15 protein-coding genes are annotated in these 16,017 nt (G+C 34.6%); 9 read left to right on the forward strand and 6 right to left on the reverse strand.

The window, feature by feature from the left end; genetic code table 11:
* Window positions 1-91 precede the first annotated feature (91 nt).
* The 6 genes from BMY39_RS09665 to lpdA form a co-directional block, all read right to left on the reverse strand.
* A complete protein-coding gene (locus BMY39_RS09665) occupies window positions 92-907 on the reverse strand; it encodes a mechanosensitive ion channel family protein (protein ID WP_092578993.1) in 816 nt (271 codons plus the stop codon).
* A gap of 21 nt (window positions 908-928) precedes the next feature.
* The gene (locus BMY39_RS15090) at window positions 929-1,105 is read right to left on the reverse strand and encodes a hypothetical protein (RefSeq protein ID WP_177176580.1); all 177 of its coding nucleotides are present in this window, start codon (window positions 1,103-1,105) and stop codon (window positions 929-931) included.
* Between the two features lie 6 nt (window positions 1,106-1,111).
* Window positions 1,112-1,681: an RNA polymerase sigma factor gene (locus BMY39_RS09670; RefSeq protein WP_092578995.1), complete on the reverse strand. Its 570-nt coding sequence runs from the start codon at window positions 1,679-1,681 to the stop codon at window positions 1,112-1,114.
* A gap of 214 nt (window positions 1,682-1,895) precedes the next feature.
* The gene (locus BMY39_RS09675) at window positions 1,896-2,741 is read right to left on the reverse strand and encodes a DUF4249 domain-containing protein (protein ID WP_092578997.1); all 846 of its coding nucleotides are present in this window, start codon (window positions 2,739-2,741) and stop codon (window positions 1,896-1,898) included.
* A gap of 3 nt (window positions 2,742-2,744) precedes the next feature.
* Window positions 2,745-5,123 (reverse strand): TonB-dependent receptor, encoded by a 2,379-nt coding sequence (locus BMY39_RS09680; protein ID WP_092578999.1) that lies wholly within the window; start codon window positions 5,121-5,123, stop codon window positions 2,745-2,747.
* A 125-nt stretch (window positions 5,124-5,248) separates the two neighbouring features.
* Window positions 5,249-6,649, reverse strand: coding sequence for a dihydrolipoyl dehydrogenase (gene lpdA, locus BMY39_RS09685; protein WP_092579226.1), 1,401 nt, complete (start codon window positions 6,647-6,649; stop codon window positions 5,249-5,251).
* Window positions 6,650-7,006: 357 nt separating this feature from the next.
* Here lpdA and ccoS point away from each other — a divergent pair, with 357 nt between their 5' ends.
* The 9 genes from ccoS (at window position 7,007) to BMY39_RS09730 (ending at window position 16,016) form a co-directional block, all read left to right on the forward strand.
* Window positions 7,007-7,192, forward strand: a complete 186-nt coding sequence (gene ccoS / locus BMY39_RS09690) for a cbb3-type cytochrome oxidase assembly protein CcoS (RefSeq protein WP_092579001.1) — start codon at window positions 7,007-7,009, stop codon at window positions 7,190-7,192.
* 11 nt (window positions 7,193-7,203) lie between these two features.
* A complete protein-coding gene (ccoN, locus tag BMY39_RS09695; protein ID WP_092579003.1) occupies window positions 7,204-9,387 on the forward strand; it encodes a cytochrome-c oxidase, cbb3-type subunit I in 2,184 nt (727 codons plus the stop codon).
* Between the two features lie 18 nt (window positions 9,388-9,405).
* Window positions 9,406-9,591 (forward strand): CcoQ/FixQ family Cbb3-type cytochrome c oxidase assembly chaperone, encoded by a 186-nt coding sequence (locus BMY39_RS15250; protein ID WP_092579005.1) that lies wholly within the window; start codon window positions 9,406-9,408, stop codon window positions 9,589-9,591.
* The gene (locus BMY39_RS09705; RefSeq protein ID WP_092579007.1) at window positions 9,588-10,535 is read left to right on the forward strand and encodes a cbb3-type cytochrome c oxidase N-terminal domain-containing protein; all 948 of its coding nucleotides are present in this window, start codon (window positions 9,588-9,590) and stop codon (window positions 10,533-10,535) included. The genes BMY39_RS15250 and BMY39_RS09705 overlap by 4 nt, the downstream gene beginning before the upstream one ends.
* A gap of 129 nt (window positions 10,536-10,664) precedes the next feature.
* The gene (ccoG, locus tag BMY39_RS09710; protein ID WP_092579009.1) at window positions 10,665-12,089 is read left to right on the forward strand and encodes a cytochrome c oxidase accessory protein CcoG; all 1,425 of its coding nucleotides are present in this window, start codon (window positions 10,665-10,667) and stop codon (window positions 12,087-12,089) included.
* A gap of 98 nt (window positions 12,090-12,187) precedes the next feature.
* A complete protein-coding gene (locus BMY39_RS09715; protein WP_092579011.1) occupies window positions 12,188-12,634 on the forward strand; it encodes a FixH family protein in 447 nt (148 codons plus the stop codon).
* Window position 12,635: 1 nt separating this feature from the next.
* Entirely contained in the window at window positions 12,636-13,337 is a 702-nt protein-coding gene (locus BMY39_RS09720; protein ID WP_092579013.1) for a sulfite exporter TauE/SafE family protein, read from the forward strand.
* A 346-nt stretch (window positions 13,338-13,683) separates the two neighbouring features.
* Window positions 13,684-14,355: a TetR/AcrR family transcriptional regulator gene (locus BMY39_RS09725; RefSeq protein ID WP_092579015.1), complete on the forward strand. Its 672-nt coding sequence runs from the start codon at window positions 13,684-13,686 to the stop codon at window positions 14,353-14,355.
* A gap of 2 nt (window positions 14,356-14,357) precedes the next feature.
* Window positions 14,358-16,016 (forward strand): peptidase domain-containing ABC transporter, encoded by a 1,659-nt coding sequence (locus BMY39_RS09730; protein ID WP_092579017.1) that lies wholly within the window; start codon window positions 14,358-14,360, stop codon window positions 16,014-16,016.
* Window position 16,017 lies beyond the last annotated feature (1 nt).

The raw sequence follows: 16,017 nt of genomic DNA on the forward strand, positions 1-16,017 counted from the left end.
CTTCTCAAACAAATGAAAAGGGATTATAACATGTAGAGAGCGTTTGGGCTTACAGAAAAGTAACCAACCAAATTTTAACCCTAACTTAAGGTTAATCCTGCACGCTTACTTGACTCTCTACAATATCGTTTATAGGCACTATTAATTTACCTGTTTTCGTTTTTAACGTAACCGATATACTATTAATAGCTTCTACCTCACCACGTATATCGTTAAACTCTATAATTTGTCCTACTTCGTATAACTTCCTAGTATAAAACGTACTTAGTAGTTTTTCTATAACATTACGCGCACCCAAGCCGAAAGCTATAGAAAAAGCCAGCAATAACGCACCGATTATAAGTGTAATATTGCTGGTGATTATTTCGGTATCAATACCTGCTTGGTTTAAAGCTGTAACAGACACAAAAACCAAAAGCATTAAAAATACAATTTGACTTATAATTTTAGCACCAGACATTTCCATACTTTCAAAAAACGATTTCAAGGATTTTTTAACAAAGTTTGCAAACAATAAGCCCAGAATAAATATGGCTAAAGCGGTAAATAATTTAGGAAGATAACCTAGTAGGCTTTTTAACCCCTCAGAAACCATGGTTAACTCTAAAATATCTGTAATTATAAAAATCAATAAAATGTAGAGCAACCATTTCACAAACTTTACAATAATATCAATAACGCTAAACTCAAACTTTTTGTCACCAAATAATTCAATTTGATTTAGCTTATCATCTAATTTATCTGCTTTAACAATTTTTAATGCCTTTTTTATAATATTCACTAATAGCTTAATAACTAAAAGTGCAATGATAATAGCACCAATTGCACCAAGTATTTTTGGAGCAGAAGCAGCAATTTCATACCAAACGGTTTGAAGCGATTCTTTTAGTTGATCAATAAATTTCATATTTCTAGGGTTATAATTTATTTACTTTTTAGCTCTTTTACTAATTACCGTTTCTATAACATGCCCCATATTATAGGAAAATAATGCAGCCAAATCCATTATAAGCTTCGCCATAGCGATATCGCTCATCACCTTCGACTTTAGTTCTGGCGGGACCTCCTTTAGCGGTGTATTTATTTGTTTAAATGGATTCTCCATTGGTTATCAGTACTCTGAATACACTTGTATCAGTTTATCTTTTGCCCTTTTAATGCGCATTTTAACGGCGCTCTCCCCAATTCCTAAAACCGAGACTATTTCTTTTATGGTTAAATAGTCTTGGTACTTTAGCAATAGTATCATTTTCTCATCAGGTGAAATTAATTCCATAGCTTTTTTTAGCTTATCTACCCGCATATTGAGAAACTCCTTATCCTCTATTTCACTATCAGAAACATTTTCTACATCCTTGTAGTCAACAGATTGTTTCTGTATTTTTTTCGCTGTATTTCTAGTCACATAATTTACACAATGGTTATACGTAAACGCATACAACCATGTAGAAAATTTAGATTTACCTTTAAAACTGGCCAACTTCACAAAAAGTTTTAAGAATACATCCTGTGTTAAATCCTTAGCCTCATCTTCATCCCTTGCAAAGCCATAGCACTTATTATACACTAATGTTGCATACCTATCATAAAGCACTTCGAAAAGCAAGGTGTCGTTAGTTTCAACGATCGCCCCTACCAGTTCTTCATCTGATTTACTTTTAATGTCTTCTATAGTGTTCAAGTAGCCTTTAGCTATATTGATAATAGTTGATGCTTTTAAGACACGTGATCTTTTAGGAGGTCACATGTTTGACAAAAGAAAGTAAAAAAAATGTAATGATGTACTAAAAATTGTCAAGATAAGTACGCATTTAGTACGCAAGTTAGCAATAACGTTCAACAAGTTCCTCTTAATACAAACTTGAACGGCTTAAATAGTTATAAAACGGATTTAATTACTGGAAGACGTACGTAGCTTCAATAACCTGTACTAGCCTAAAATATCCAAAAGCATAGTTGTTTGGGTTTGAAGGATTCACCACATTTCCTTTTAACGTTGCGGGAACGGTACCAAAAGGGTTTTGGGCATTTTCATACTGATCAATCAATAAATCTATATAGTTAAAATATTGTTTTGAAATACCATGGAACTTTATATGGGCTATATCGCCCGGTTGAAATTCTTCTTGTCCTGTATCCTCATCATCTTCCTTTTCAAAAAACACTTTCATCCTGTTACCGTCGGTAAACTCATCTGGTATGGCTAATAATTCAGGCAACAAATCGCCCTCTTCTTCAAATCTAAATAAGTAAAAATTTTCTTCGTTTGGTGGATCGTTAAAATAGATATCAACCTCTAAAGCATCATCATTAAAACCTCCAACTGTGGCCTGACTTATTTCATCGATATCAACAACAGGCGTCATGGTCTCTTCTGCAATGTAGGTTTCTCCTTGGTAATTTATTTCCAAGGTATAGGATTGATTTAATACAGGAATAAAACTAGATGTTGCATAAATACCTTCACCTTGATCTGTAAAAATAAATTCTTCATTTGAAACATTATTGGTGATTTTCACAGAAGCCCCAGCTACAGTAGTATTATTTAAGTTTTCAAAAAAAGGTGTTGACATAGACAATTCGATAAATTGTGTATTGCCTTGAGTACCTTTTTCCCAATCGATAGAGGCTTCAACCACTAATCTGGGTGCAGCTTCGGGCACATCAACATCAACCACATCTGTACATGACGTAAAAAGTACCAAAATAAAAATGATGATTTTATATATATGATGCTTCATAGTCTAAAATTTAAAATTATATGATACGGAAGGTACAATACCAAAAATGGCAGTTCGTGTAGCCTCGTTTGCACCGGTTTCTCTATTCTGCCCAAAAGAAATAGAGGCCGCATTTCTGCGGTTGTAAATATTATAAATACCAAATACCCACTCTCCTTTCCAGCGTTTATCTGGCTTTCTATTGGGTACATAGGTTGCGGAAACATCAATACGGTGATAATCCGTTAATCTACTGGCATTTCTATCCGAAAAATTGGCAATATTTAAATCTTCATAGGTATATTGTCCATCTGGATAAGTTACTGGTCGTCCTGTTTGATATATTAAGTTTGCCCCAAAATTCCATTTTTCATTCAATTTATAGCTTCCAGTGACAGATACATCATGTGTTCTATCATGTGGAGCATAATACCATTCTCCATTGTTAATACCTGGGCCGCCCGCAGCACCCCCAGGCGTGCGTTGCTCCGCCTTTGATATAGTATAAGCCAACCATCCAGTGAAATCACCCTTAGACTTTCTTAATAAAAATTCTAGCCCGTAAGCTCTTAGTTCTCCATTTAAAATCTCGGTCTCTATGGTATTCTGCCCTATTAAATCAGAGCCATCAACGTAGTCTATTCTATTGGCAACGGATTTATAATAGGTCTCTATTTCTAATGAATACGTTTTATTTTTGAAATTTTTAAAGTACCCAACGGCATATTGATCTGACAATTGGGGTTTTATAAACTTCCCACTAGGTGTCCACACGTCCAAAGGGGTTACCGATAGTGTATTGGACAATAAATGGATGTATTGTGCCGTATGACTGTATCCCGCTTTAATTGATGAGTCTTCATTTAATTGAAATGCCAATGCCAAACGTGGTTCTAAATTGCCATACGTTTTTATGGTTTCGCCTTTTTCATAATTTGTTTCTCCAATGGCATTTCCTTCTTCATAAACGCCAAGAGTTTGATTGTACACGATTGGCAAGCCATTTTCGTAATCTGTTAATGGCTGCCCGCCACGTCTAATAAAATAACTGTAGCGCAGACCTACAGTAGCGGTTAACTTATCAGATAATTTATACTCTGCGCTAGCATATAAGCCGTTTTCAAAAGCACGCTTTTGATCTAAAAGCAAAGGGTTAATTGATGAGTTTTCAGAAGTTGGATTAATTTCACCTGGGTTGAAATCATAATAAATTGCACTAAACCCAAAATCCAATTGCAGCTTATTACTTTGATAATAGCTTAAATCGTACTTAATATTATAATTTGTAATTTCTGAAATCCAATCGAAATCAAATGATTTAAAATCTAGCACATAGTCGTAATCACTATACACAAAAGACAAGTTAGAAAATACACGATCACTAAAGATATGGCTCCATCTTAAATTTCCTGAAGCGTTACCGTAACCACTATTGAAATTGGCTCCAAAATTAAATTCATCGCGACCAAAATAACCAGATAAATACAATTTGTTATTCTTATTGATATTGTAATTTGTCTTTAAATTTAAGTCATAAAAATAAGCACTATTGTCCTCTCCTGATGCCTGTAAAAACAAATGAGCATAAGAACCACGACCAGCCACTAAAAAGGAACCTTTATCCTTAAACATAGGGCCTTCAGCAGACAATCGACTGGAAATTAAACCAATACCTCCATTCAATTCAAAATTCTTACTATTACCATCTTTTTGGCGCACATCTAAAACAGAGGACACTCTACCTCCAAAACGTGCCGGAATACCGCCTTTATAAAGTTTTACATCTTTTATAGCATCAGCATTAAATACCGAAAAGAAACCAAACAAATGCGACGTGTTATAAATAATAGCTTCATCTAAAAGCACTAAATTCTGGTCTGCAGCACCTCCGCGTACATTAAATCCTGCAGAACCTTCTGCTCCACTTGTAACCCCTGGTAATAATTGAATTGATTTAATAATGTCAGTTTCTCCTAAAACAACAGGCATATTTTTAATGGTTTGCAGTTTTAATTTAGAAACACTCATTTGAGGACTTTTAATGTTAGGGCCTTCTGTTTCTTCTGAAATAATAAGTACCTCGTCTAATTGAGTCGTGGATTCTGAGAGTTCAAAATCTTTTTTTAGATTACCATCAAGCGTTATTTTCATAGTAATACTCGCATAACCCACATAAGATACCACTAATTTATAGTCACCTTCATTTGCTGTAATAGAGTAAAACCCATATTCGTTTGTTACGGCACCAATGCTTGTGCCTTCAAAGAATACAGAAGCTCCAAAAACTGTCTCACCATTTGATTCTTCGGTAATTGTACCACTAATTGTGTATTTATTTTGAGCTGACACCAGCGCTGAAAACAAGAGAATCAGTAAAAAACATAATAGTTTTGGGTACTTCATAAAGAATATTTAAATAGCAAAATTAATCAATTTCATTTATTTTGTTTAAAAAAAATGTTAATTTATTAAACATAAAAAAAGGCAAGCTAATGTACAGCTCGCCTTTAATTATTTGATTCTTTTTATTAAATATGTAATGCTCTATCCTCTGTTGCCGCCAAAGCTGCTTCTTTGATGGCCTCTGTAAAGGTTGGGTGTGCGTGCGACATACGTGATACATCCTCTGCACTTGCGCGATATTCCATAGCTACAACAGCCTCGGCAATCATATCGGCAGCACGCGCACCAATCATATGTACACCTAAAATTTCATCGGTAGTTTTATCGGCTAAAATCTTAACGAAACCATCTAAATCCATACTAGCCCTACTTCTACCTAAAGCACGCATTGGAAACTGACCTGTTTTATACTCTATCCCAGCTTCTTTTAACTCTTCTTCAGTTTTACCTACAGCAGCAACTTCTGGCCATGTATAAACTACACCTGGAATTAAATTATAATCGATATGTGGTTTTTGTCCAGCTATAGTTTCTGCTACAAAAACACCTTCCTCTTCAGCTTTATGAGCTAACATTGCACCTTTTACCACATCACCAATAGCATAAATATTTGGTACAGATGTTTGTAGGTGTTCGTTAACCTCCACACGACCTCTATCGTCTAATTTTACCCCTGCAGCTTCGCTGTTTAAACCACTTGTATATGGACTACGCCCAACTGAAACCAAGCAGTAATCGCCTTTAAATTCTACTTCTTCTCCCTTTTTATTGTCTGCTTTTACAATTACCTCATCACCTTTTCGCTCTACAGATTTCACCTTATGTGATACTTGCATTTTGAATTTTGCCTTTTTAAAGACTTTATTTAGTTCTTTAGATAAGCCAGCATCCATAGTTGGAATTATTCTATCCATATATTCAACTACCGTAACTTCAGCACCTAAACGTTTGTACACCTGCCCCAATTCTAGACCAATAACACCGCCACCAATAATAATGAGATGTTTTGGGATTTCCTTAAGTTTTAAAGCCTCTGTTGACGTTATAATACGCTCTTTGTCAACTTTAATAAAAGGCAATGTTGATGGTTTACTTCCCGTGGCAATAATTGTGTGTTTTGCTTCTATTTCAGTAGTTTCTTCGCCTTTAATAGCGATATGTGTTTCATCTTTAAAACTTCCTAAACCATGGTATACATCAATTTCATTTTTCTTCATTAGAAAATCGATGCCACCAGTAGTTTGGTCGACAACTGCCTGTTTACGCGCAATCATTTTCTCTAAATTCACCTTTACATCACCAGGGATTTCAATACCATGTTCTTCAAAATGCTTGATGGCATCTTCATAATGGTGTGATGAATCTAAAAGTGCCTTACTTGGAATACAGCCCACATTTAAACAGGTGCCACCAAGTGTGCTATACTTTTCAATAATTGCTGTTTTCATGCCCAATTGCGCACAACGTATGGCGGCAACATATCCTCCAGGTCCAGAGCCAATAACGGCTACATCGTATGATTTCATATAAAAATATCTATTGTTAAATAAAGATACTTTGATTACATTTAGCAACACAAAGTACATTTGGAAAGTTCAAAAGTACAAATGTTTTATGGGAAGACCATAAAAAAATATTTCATAAAGTGTGGAAAATAATGGCATTAGCGAACTGCCGTTTTAGGGATTGAATGTTGTAATTGTGTTAGTTAAAGAGAGTGAACAATAAAAAGCACCAGCAATAACCAAGAAAGCGTTACAAACCCTAATTATTTTAGCTTTTATAAAGTTTAGGATAGTACCAAAAAAATTATTAATTATGACAAATGTCATCTTTTGGGAAAAACCTTAAAAGTATTTTTGAACCATAACTTCAATATAGGTATGAGTGTTATATATATTTTGTTAGCAGTAAGTATAGTAGTTGCTGTAATCTTTTTTGTGGCATTTGTTTTTGCCGTTAAAAAAGGACAGTTTGATGATAGTTATACACCGTCTGTACGCATGCTATTTGAAGACGAATTAATTAAAGATAAAACCAATAAAACGATACTAACCAAGAAAGATTAATAATTAAAATTATGGAAATGCAACAATTTCATTACGATAATAAAATCGTTACTAAATTCCTTTATGCCACTATTATTTTCGGTGTTGTGGGAATGGTAGTAGGCTTACTACTTGCCTTTATGTTTTTATTCCCGAATTTAACCGATGGTATATCGTGGTTAAGTTTTGGTCGTTTAAGACCTTTACATACCAATGCGGTTATTTTTGCCTTTGTAGGTAATGCTATGTTTGCAGGGGTTTACTATTCCCTACAACGTTTGTTGAAAACACGAATGGCGAGCGATTTATTAAGTAACATCAACTTTTGGGGATGGCAACTTATTATTGTAGCTGCTGCAATTACACTGCCTTTGGGCATTACCACATCAAAAGAATACGCTGAGTTGGAATGGCCAATTGATATCGCCATTGCACTAGTTTGGGTTGTTTTTGGTGTGAATATGATTTGGACTATTTTAAAACGTCGCCAACGCCATTTATACGTAGCAGTTTGGTTTTACATAGCTACGTTTGTTACTGTTGCTGTATTACATATTTTTAATAGTTTAGAATTACCTGTAAGCGCAATGAAAAGTTACTCGGTTTACGCTGGAGTACAAGATGCATTGGTGCAATGGTGGTATGGGCACAATGCAGTTGCATTTTTCTTAACCACACCATTTTTGGGGCTGATGTACTATTTTGTACCTAAAGCTGCAAACAGACCTGTGTATTCTTATAGACTGTCTATTGTACACTTTTGGTCATTAATTTTTATATACATTTGGGCTGGACCTCACCACTTATTATATACGGCTTTACCTGAATGGGCACAAAACTTAGGTGTTACTTTTTCTGTTATGCTATTAATGCCTTCTTGGGGTGGTATGATAAACGGTTTATTAACCTTGCGTGGTGCTTGGGATAAGGTAAGAACAGACCCTGTTTTAAAATTCTTGGTAGTTGCTATTACCGGTTATGGTATGGCTACTTTTGAAGGACCTACGCTATCGCTTAAAAATGTAAATGCCATTGCGCACTTTACCGATTGGATTATTGCACACGTTCATGTTGGCGCTTTAGCTTGGAATGGGTTTATGGCGTTCGGTATTATTTATTACTTGATTCCAAGATTATTTAAAACAAAACTATACTCTTTAGGTTTGGCTAACTTGCATTTCTGGTTAGGTACGTTAGGTATTATTATTTATGCACTACCAATGTACGTTGCAGGATTTACGCAAGCTAGTATGTGGAAACAGTTTAATCCTGATGGGACCTTAGTTTATGGTAACTTCTTAGAAACTGTTACGGAAATTATCCCAATGTATTGGATGCGCGCAATTGGAGGTACACTTTACATTGTAGGTATGTTAATTCTTGTGTATAACGTTATCGCAACTGTAAGAAGCGGCAGCAAAGTACAAGATGAATTAGCAGAGGCTCCTGCATTAGAACGTGTTACAAAAAAACGTACAGCGAATGAAGGTTGGCATACTTGGTTAGAAAGACGACCAATTCAACTAACCCTATTAGCTACAATAGCTATTTTAATTGGTGGTATTATACAAATTGTTCCAACAATTATGGTGAAATCCAACATTCCAACTATTGCTAGCGTGAAACCTTACACACCTCTAGAATTGGAAGGTAGGGACATTTACATCCGTGAAGGTTGTGTGGGTTGCCACTCACAAATGATACGTCCTTTTAGAAGTGAAGTTGAGCGCTACGGTGAATATTCAAAAGCCGGTGAGTTCGTGTATGACCACCCGTTCCTTTGGGGAAGTAAACGAACTGGTCCGGATTTACACCGTGTTGGTGGCAAGTATTCTGATAACTGGCACTTTAACCACATGTACGACCCACAAAGCACGTCATCTGGTTCTATTATGCCTCGTTATCAATGGTTAATCAATAATGAACTAGACAAATCGCAAACGGAAGCTAAAATGCAAACCATGGTTTCCCTTGGAGTACCATACTCAGATGAAGAGATAGCTAATGCGCAACAAAGTATGGAGGAACAAGGCGCTCAAATAGAACAGAACTTATACAGCGACCCTGATTTTGCAAAGAATTACGAAGCAGATAAAAAGTATGCAACTGAAAGCGGTGAAGACTTCGTAGAAATGAAAAATAGAGAGATTGTAGCATTAATAGCGTACCTGCAACGTTTAGGCACCGATATTAAAGTAGAAACAGCTCAAAACTAACCTAGCAAACAAAGTATCATGTTAAAATTTGTAAAAAACCATATGGAGAGTATTGCGGGAATAGAAATATATCCTATCATTTCGCTACTCATCTTTTTTATCTTTTTTGTAGCACTTTTTTGGTGGGTTGTTACCGCAAAGAAAGACTATATAAAAACAGTTAGTAATATACCATTAGACAACCAAAACAACGACACATTATGAGAAATTTAGTTCCATCGTGGATTCGCGTTCCTGTAGTATTCTTTATTATTTTTGGAGCAGTAGAATTCTTTATAGATTCCGGTGAAAAACCTGCATTTATTGAATATCCCGCAGTACTTTTATTTCTCTTACTAGTATTGTTAATATTAATTGCTATTGAAGCGATTGTTGGCGCATTGGAAAATGTAATGCTCCATAAATTGGACGAAGCTGCAAAAGCACGATTTTTAGCTGAAAAAGAAAAGTCTCTTGAGTTTACCTGGCTTAAAGAAACCTATAATAAACTTTTGGGGCAAAAACCAATTGAAGAAGAGGGAGAAATAATACTAGATCATAATTATGATGGTATTAAGGAATTAGACAACAACTTACCTCCTTGGTGGCTATATGGCTTTTACGCTTCAATTGTATTTGCAGCTATTTACTTAGTGCGCTACCATATTTTTGATGGCAAAACACAAGTAGACGAGCTAGAAACTGAATTAGCCGAAGCTAGAATTGAAATAGAGGAATACAAAAAAACAGCTAAAGACTTAGTTGACTTTAATACAGTAACTGTATTAACCAGTGCTGAAGATTTGAACACGGGAAAATCTATTTTTGAAACCAACTGTGTAGCGTGCCATATGGCAGATGGTGGTGGAGGTATTGGCCCGAATCTAACTGACAAACATTGGATTTTAGGGGGTGGAATTAAAAATGTATTTAAAACCATATCAGAAGGTGGACGCTCAGGAAAAGGTATGATTCCTTGGAAAGCACAATTAAAACCATCACAAATCGCAAAGGTAGCGAGCTATGTTTTAACGTTTGAAGGCACTACACCTGCAAATCCAAAAGCAGCTGAGGGAGATATCTGGGTAGATGAGAATGCACCTATTGAAGACATTCCAACAGAAGCTATGGAAATAAAAACCGATTCTGTTATCGATGTTGTTAACTAATTTAAAAGAAAACTCAACCTCAACCAAACTATTCTAAATTAACCTACAAGTTTAAACAACTTGTAGGTTTTAGAAATAAATAACTCGAATATCTTAAGGTTTTAAAAACCTTAAGTGAACACATCTAAAGTGGAAACCCCAGAGAACGAAATATTTAGAGATTCTATTGCTACCATAACCGAGGAAGGAAAACGCGCTTGGGTTTATCCAAAAAAACCTAGTGGGAAGTTTTATGAATATAGAAAATACGTTAGCTACTTTTTACTTGCATTTTTATTTTTGTCGCCATTTATCAAAGTAAATGGGAATCAGTTTTTGATGTTCAACATTTTGGAACGCCGCTTTAATATTTTCGGTTTCCCGTTTTGGCCTCAAGACTTTCATTTATTTGTGATTTCAATGCTAATTGGTGTTGTTTTTATTACGCTGTTTACAGTTGCATTCGGACGTATTTTTTGCGGATGGATTTGTCCGCAAACTATTTTCATGGAAATGGTATTTCGCCGTATTGAATATTGGATTGAAGGAGATAGAAATAAGCAACGTAAATTGGCGCGCCAAAAATGGGATGCAGAAAAAATAAAAAAAAGAGGCCTTAAACTACTGATTTTCCTCATCATTTCGTTCTTAATAGCCAATGTTTTTTTGGCATATTTAATCGGTAGTGATAAGTTAATTCAATATGTTACAGATGGTCCGTTTAAACATGTAAGTACGCTTATTCCTTTGGTCATATTTACTGGCGTTTTCTATTTTGTATTTGCATGGTTTCGAGAACAGGTATGTATTATTGCTTGTCCTTACGGAAGATTACAAGGTGTTTTATTAGACACAAAATCAATAGTTGTAGCATACGATCATAAAAGAGGAGAAGGTGAAGCCGGGAGAAAAAAGTTTAGAAAGAACGAAGACAGAGCAGCTTTAGGCCATGGCGATTGTATAGACTGCTTACAATGTGTGCATGTTTGCCCTACTGGAATCGACATTAGAAATGGCACTCAACTAGAATGTGTGAACTGTACCGCTTGTATTGATGAATGCGACCATATCATGGAAAGCATCAATCTACCAAAGGGCTTGATTCGTTATGCTAGCGAAGAAAATATTGAAAAGAAAGCAAAGTTTAGACTTACCCCAAGAATAAAAGGCTACATTGCTGTACTTTCCATTATGATTGGTTTACTAATTGGCATGCTGTTTTTAAGAAATGATGTTGAGGCCAATGTTTTAAGATTACCTGGGCAACTTTATGAACATAAGGACAATAACATAATTAGTAATGTCTTTACATATAAATTAGTAAATAAAACCTCTAATGATATTGAAGATGTAAGTTTAAAACTAATGTCTCACAAAGGCGAACTTAAACTTGTATCTACGAGTGGTAAATTTGTAGTACCTAGCCAGGGCATAGCCGAAGGGACCTTGTTTATAGAAATAAATAATGCAGCCTTATCAGGCGATAGAAATAAAATAAAAATAGGCGTTTACAAGGGGGATGAACTCATTGAAACTACTACGGCTAACTTCTTAGGCCCCAGAAGTTATAGATAGTTCGTATTAGTTAGTGCAGGCACGCTTTAGCCAAAAAATAGTAAAAATTAATATAATGAAATCCTGAAATAAGTTCAAAAGGATAAAACTCAAATATTATGAAAATTAGTTGGGGTACCGGAATTGTGTTGGCATTTGTAGGGTTTATTGCCTTTATTATGTACTTTATTGTATCGATGAATGTAGATGATAAATACGACCATGATTTGGTAAGTGAAGATTATTACGGTGAAGAATTAAAATATCAAAAAGATATTGATAAGCTTAAAAATGCTAAAAGTTTAGTTACAAATATTAGCCACGAACGTACCGAGGACGGTTTAAAGATAAACTTTCCCGAAGATATAGATTACAAAGAAATTACAGGAAAAATGTTCCTATATAGGCCATCTAACAAACAACTAGACTTTGAAACTGCTATTTCATTGTCTAATCCTTATTTGCTCATACCTGACAAACGTTTGGTAGATGGCCGTTGGAACATTAAAATAGATTGGCAATATAAAGGAAAATCTTATTTATTTAAAGAATCAATAGTGTATTAACATGCTTGCTTCAGCTTTCATATTGGGTCTATTGGGTAGTTTTCACTGTGTTGGCATGTGTGGCCCAATTGCCTTTATGCTCCCGGTAGACCGTTCCAATTCATTTAAAAAAATATCGCAAATTGCTATCTATCATTTTGGTAGATTATTAGCATACAGTATAATAGGCTTAGTTTTCGGACTCATTGGAAAAAGTCTATACATTTTTGGATTTCAACAACAACTTTCTATTGCTATTGGAATTTTAATGATTTTGGCAGTAATAGTTCCACAAAAAACTTTAAACAAATACAATATTTCTAAACCTATTTACAGAGTTATTGCCAAAATAAAATCAGCATTGGGTAAAGCGCTACAAAAAAAGACTATTGATACATTTTTAACTATTGGTTTCTTAAATGGCTTTCTGCCTTGCGGCTTGGTTTACGTAGCTTTGTTTGCGGCTATTGCTCTCGGAAATGCCCTAGATGGCAGCTTCTATATGGCCGTTTTTGGCTTAGGCACCATCCCGCTAATGACAACAGCAATTTATTTTAGCCATTTTTTAAAAGGTAAGGCAAGACAACGTATTCAAAATGCCATTCCCGTGTTTATCGTTATTATCGGTGCGCTTTTTATTATTCGAGGATTAGGTTTAGGCATTCCCTACCTCTCTCCGTCCCCAATTCATGAACTGGTATCAAACAAAATAGATTGTCATTAGACCTTGTTTGGTAATGCTTAATTTTTAAAAACTCCCTTTTTCCACTTAAAAGGGCTAAATTTCCTTTAAAAATTGGCACGAGATTTACACTACATCGACTAAACCTATTGAATGTTAAAGCTAATTTCACCTAAATTATAAGAATTTTGTGTTTACAACCCTGTTTTTAAATTTAATTACGTTTCTATTTAACAATAGAAATCAATTTAAATAACTAATATTCAAATACATAGTTCCCAATTACCGCACTCATAAGATTTGTTTATGAATACCATTTATAAAATCAATAGTTTTATTTCCAAAACTAATAGTCTTACTATTATATTTGCGTATAAAATAATTAATTATGGATTCATTACTTTCAAATGTAAAGATAACTGTTCCAGAAAAAATATATATAAAAGATCCTGAGTCATCATCTCTTGGAAAACGTATTGTAGAACATAGTATTATCTTAATAGACGAGATTGGTTTTGATAGTTTTACCTTTAAAAAACTTGGAAATTTGATAGGCTCTAACGAGAGTTCAATATATCGTTATTTTGAAAGTAAACACAAACTTCTATTATACTTGTCGTCATGGTATTGGGCCTGGATAGAATATCAATTGGTATTAGAAACCCACAATTTAAATCCATCAGATAAACTACAGAAAGCCATAGAGGTAGTTTCTAGAACAACTAAAGAAGACTCTAACTTCTCACACATTAATGAGGTAGTATTAAATCGCATCATGATAAATGAGAATTCAAAATCGTTTCTCACTAAAGAGGTTGATCAAGAAAACAAAGAAGGGTATTTTATAATTTATAAACGCATAGTGCATCGCCTGCGTGACATAGTAATTGCTTTAAAACCTGATTATAAATATCCATCCAGTATAGCTAGCACCATTCTAGAAGGCAGTTTACATCAACATTTTTTAAAGCATCATTTCACATCCATTACCGATTGTGATTCAGATATTACCCCAACTCAATTTTACAAAGATTTAGTATTAAAAACGTTACAATCTTAATTATGGAAAACCAAATAAAAACACCCTGGCAACGCTTAATTGGGTTGCTTCAACTTGAAAAAAGGGATATACTACAAATATTTTACTATGCGATTTTTGCAGGTGTAGTAGCTTTATCACTTCCGTTAGGAATACAGGCCATAATTAACCTAATTCAAGGCGCGCAAGTATCAACATCTTGGATAGTTCTTGTAATATTGGTTACGGTGGGTGTAGCATTTTCTGGATTGTTACAACTTATGCAACTTAGAATAATTGAAACCATACAGCAACGCATTTTCATGCGATCATCTTTTGAACTGACTTATCGCTTTCCAAAAATAAAAATGTCAGAACTGCGAAATTATTATCCGCCAGAATTGGCAAATCGTTTTTTCGATACCTTGACCATCCAAAAGAGTTTATCTAAAATTTTAATTGATGTTCCTACAGCAGTGCTTCAAATAATATTTGCATTAATTTTACTATCGTTTTACCATCCGTTTTTTATCGTATTTGGATTATTGCTTTTAGTACTCATATTCGTTGTATTCAAATTTACAGCAATTAAAGGTTTAGAAACGAGCTTAGTAGAATCGAAGAAAAAATATAAAGTTGCACATTGGATACAAGAAATAGCACGATCAGTAATTAGCTTTAAACTATCCGGAAGCACAAGTTTAGGTTTAAGCAAAAATGATACCTTGGTGAATGGCTATTTAAATGCCAGGGAAAGCCACTTTAAAGTTTTAATGCTACAGTTTATTCAAATGATAAGCTTTAAGGTTATAGTAACTGCTAGCTTATTGTTAATTGGTGGCGCGTTGGTTTTAAATCAAGAAATGAACATTGGTCAGTTTGTAGCTGCTGAAATCATCATTTTATTGGTAATTGCTTCGGTAGAAAAATTAATTCTTGGATTAGAACCGTTTTACGACACCTTGACTTCTCTTGAAAAAATTGGACAAATTGTAGATAAATCGCTAGAAAGTCAAACAGGTGAGCAACCACAATTTGGTAAAGGTATTAGAATAGAGCTAGACCACGTGGCTTATGAGGTTGATAATAGAGATAAACATATACTTAAAGACATTTCTTTAACCATAAATCCTACAAGCCGCATTTTGGTAAGAGGTGAAAGCGGTTCGGGTAAATCTACATTATTACGACTTATCGCCGGTGTTATTCAACCAACGGCTGGTAATATTTATGTAAATGACATGTCGATTAATAGCTTACATTTAAATTTTTACAGGTCTCAATTAGGCCTGTCCCTATCAGACGAAACACCTTTTGAAGGTACTATAAAAGAAAACCTCACCTTTGGAAATGAGAATATTTCAGATGAACAAATTTTTGAAGTATTAGAAAATGCTGGTTTAAAGAGTTTTATAAGAGAGCAAGTTGATGGCCTAAATACCATTTTATATCCTGATGGTAAACAAATGTCTCATACACTTTCAAAAAAGATTGTTTTGGCAAGAGCTATTTTAAAACAGCCAAGAGTGCTAATTCTAGAGGATGCCTTAGATAGATTTAATCCTTCTGAAACAAATACTATTATTGACTATTTAACGCACGAAGACAGACCGTGGGCGCTTGTAGTAGTGAGCAGTAGTGATGCTTGGTTGAACAAATGTAGTGAGGTAATTACTTTAGAAAAAGGAAAAATTAAGAACTAAA

The sequence above is a fragment of the Hyunsoonleella jejuensis genome (assembly GCF_900111025.1).
Lineage (GTDB): Bacteria > Bacteroidota > Bacteroidia > Flavobacteriales > Flavobacteriaceae > Jejuia > Jejuia jejuensis.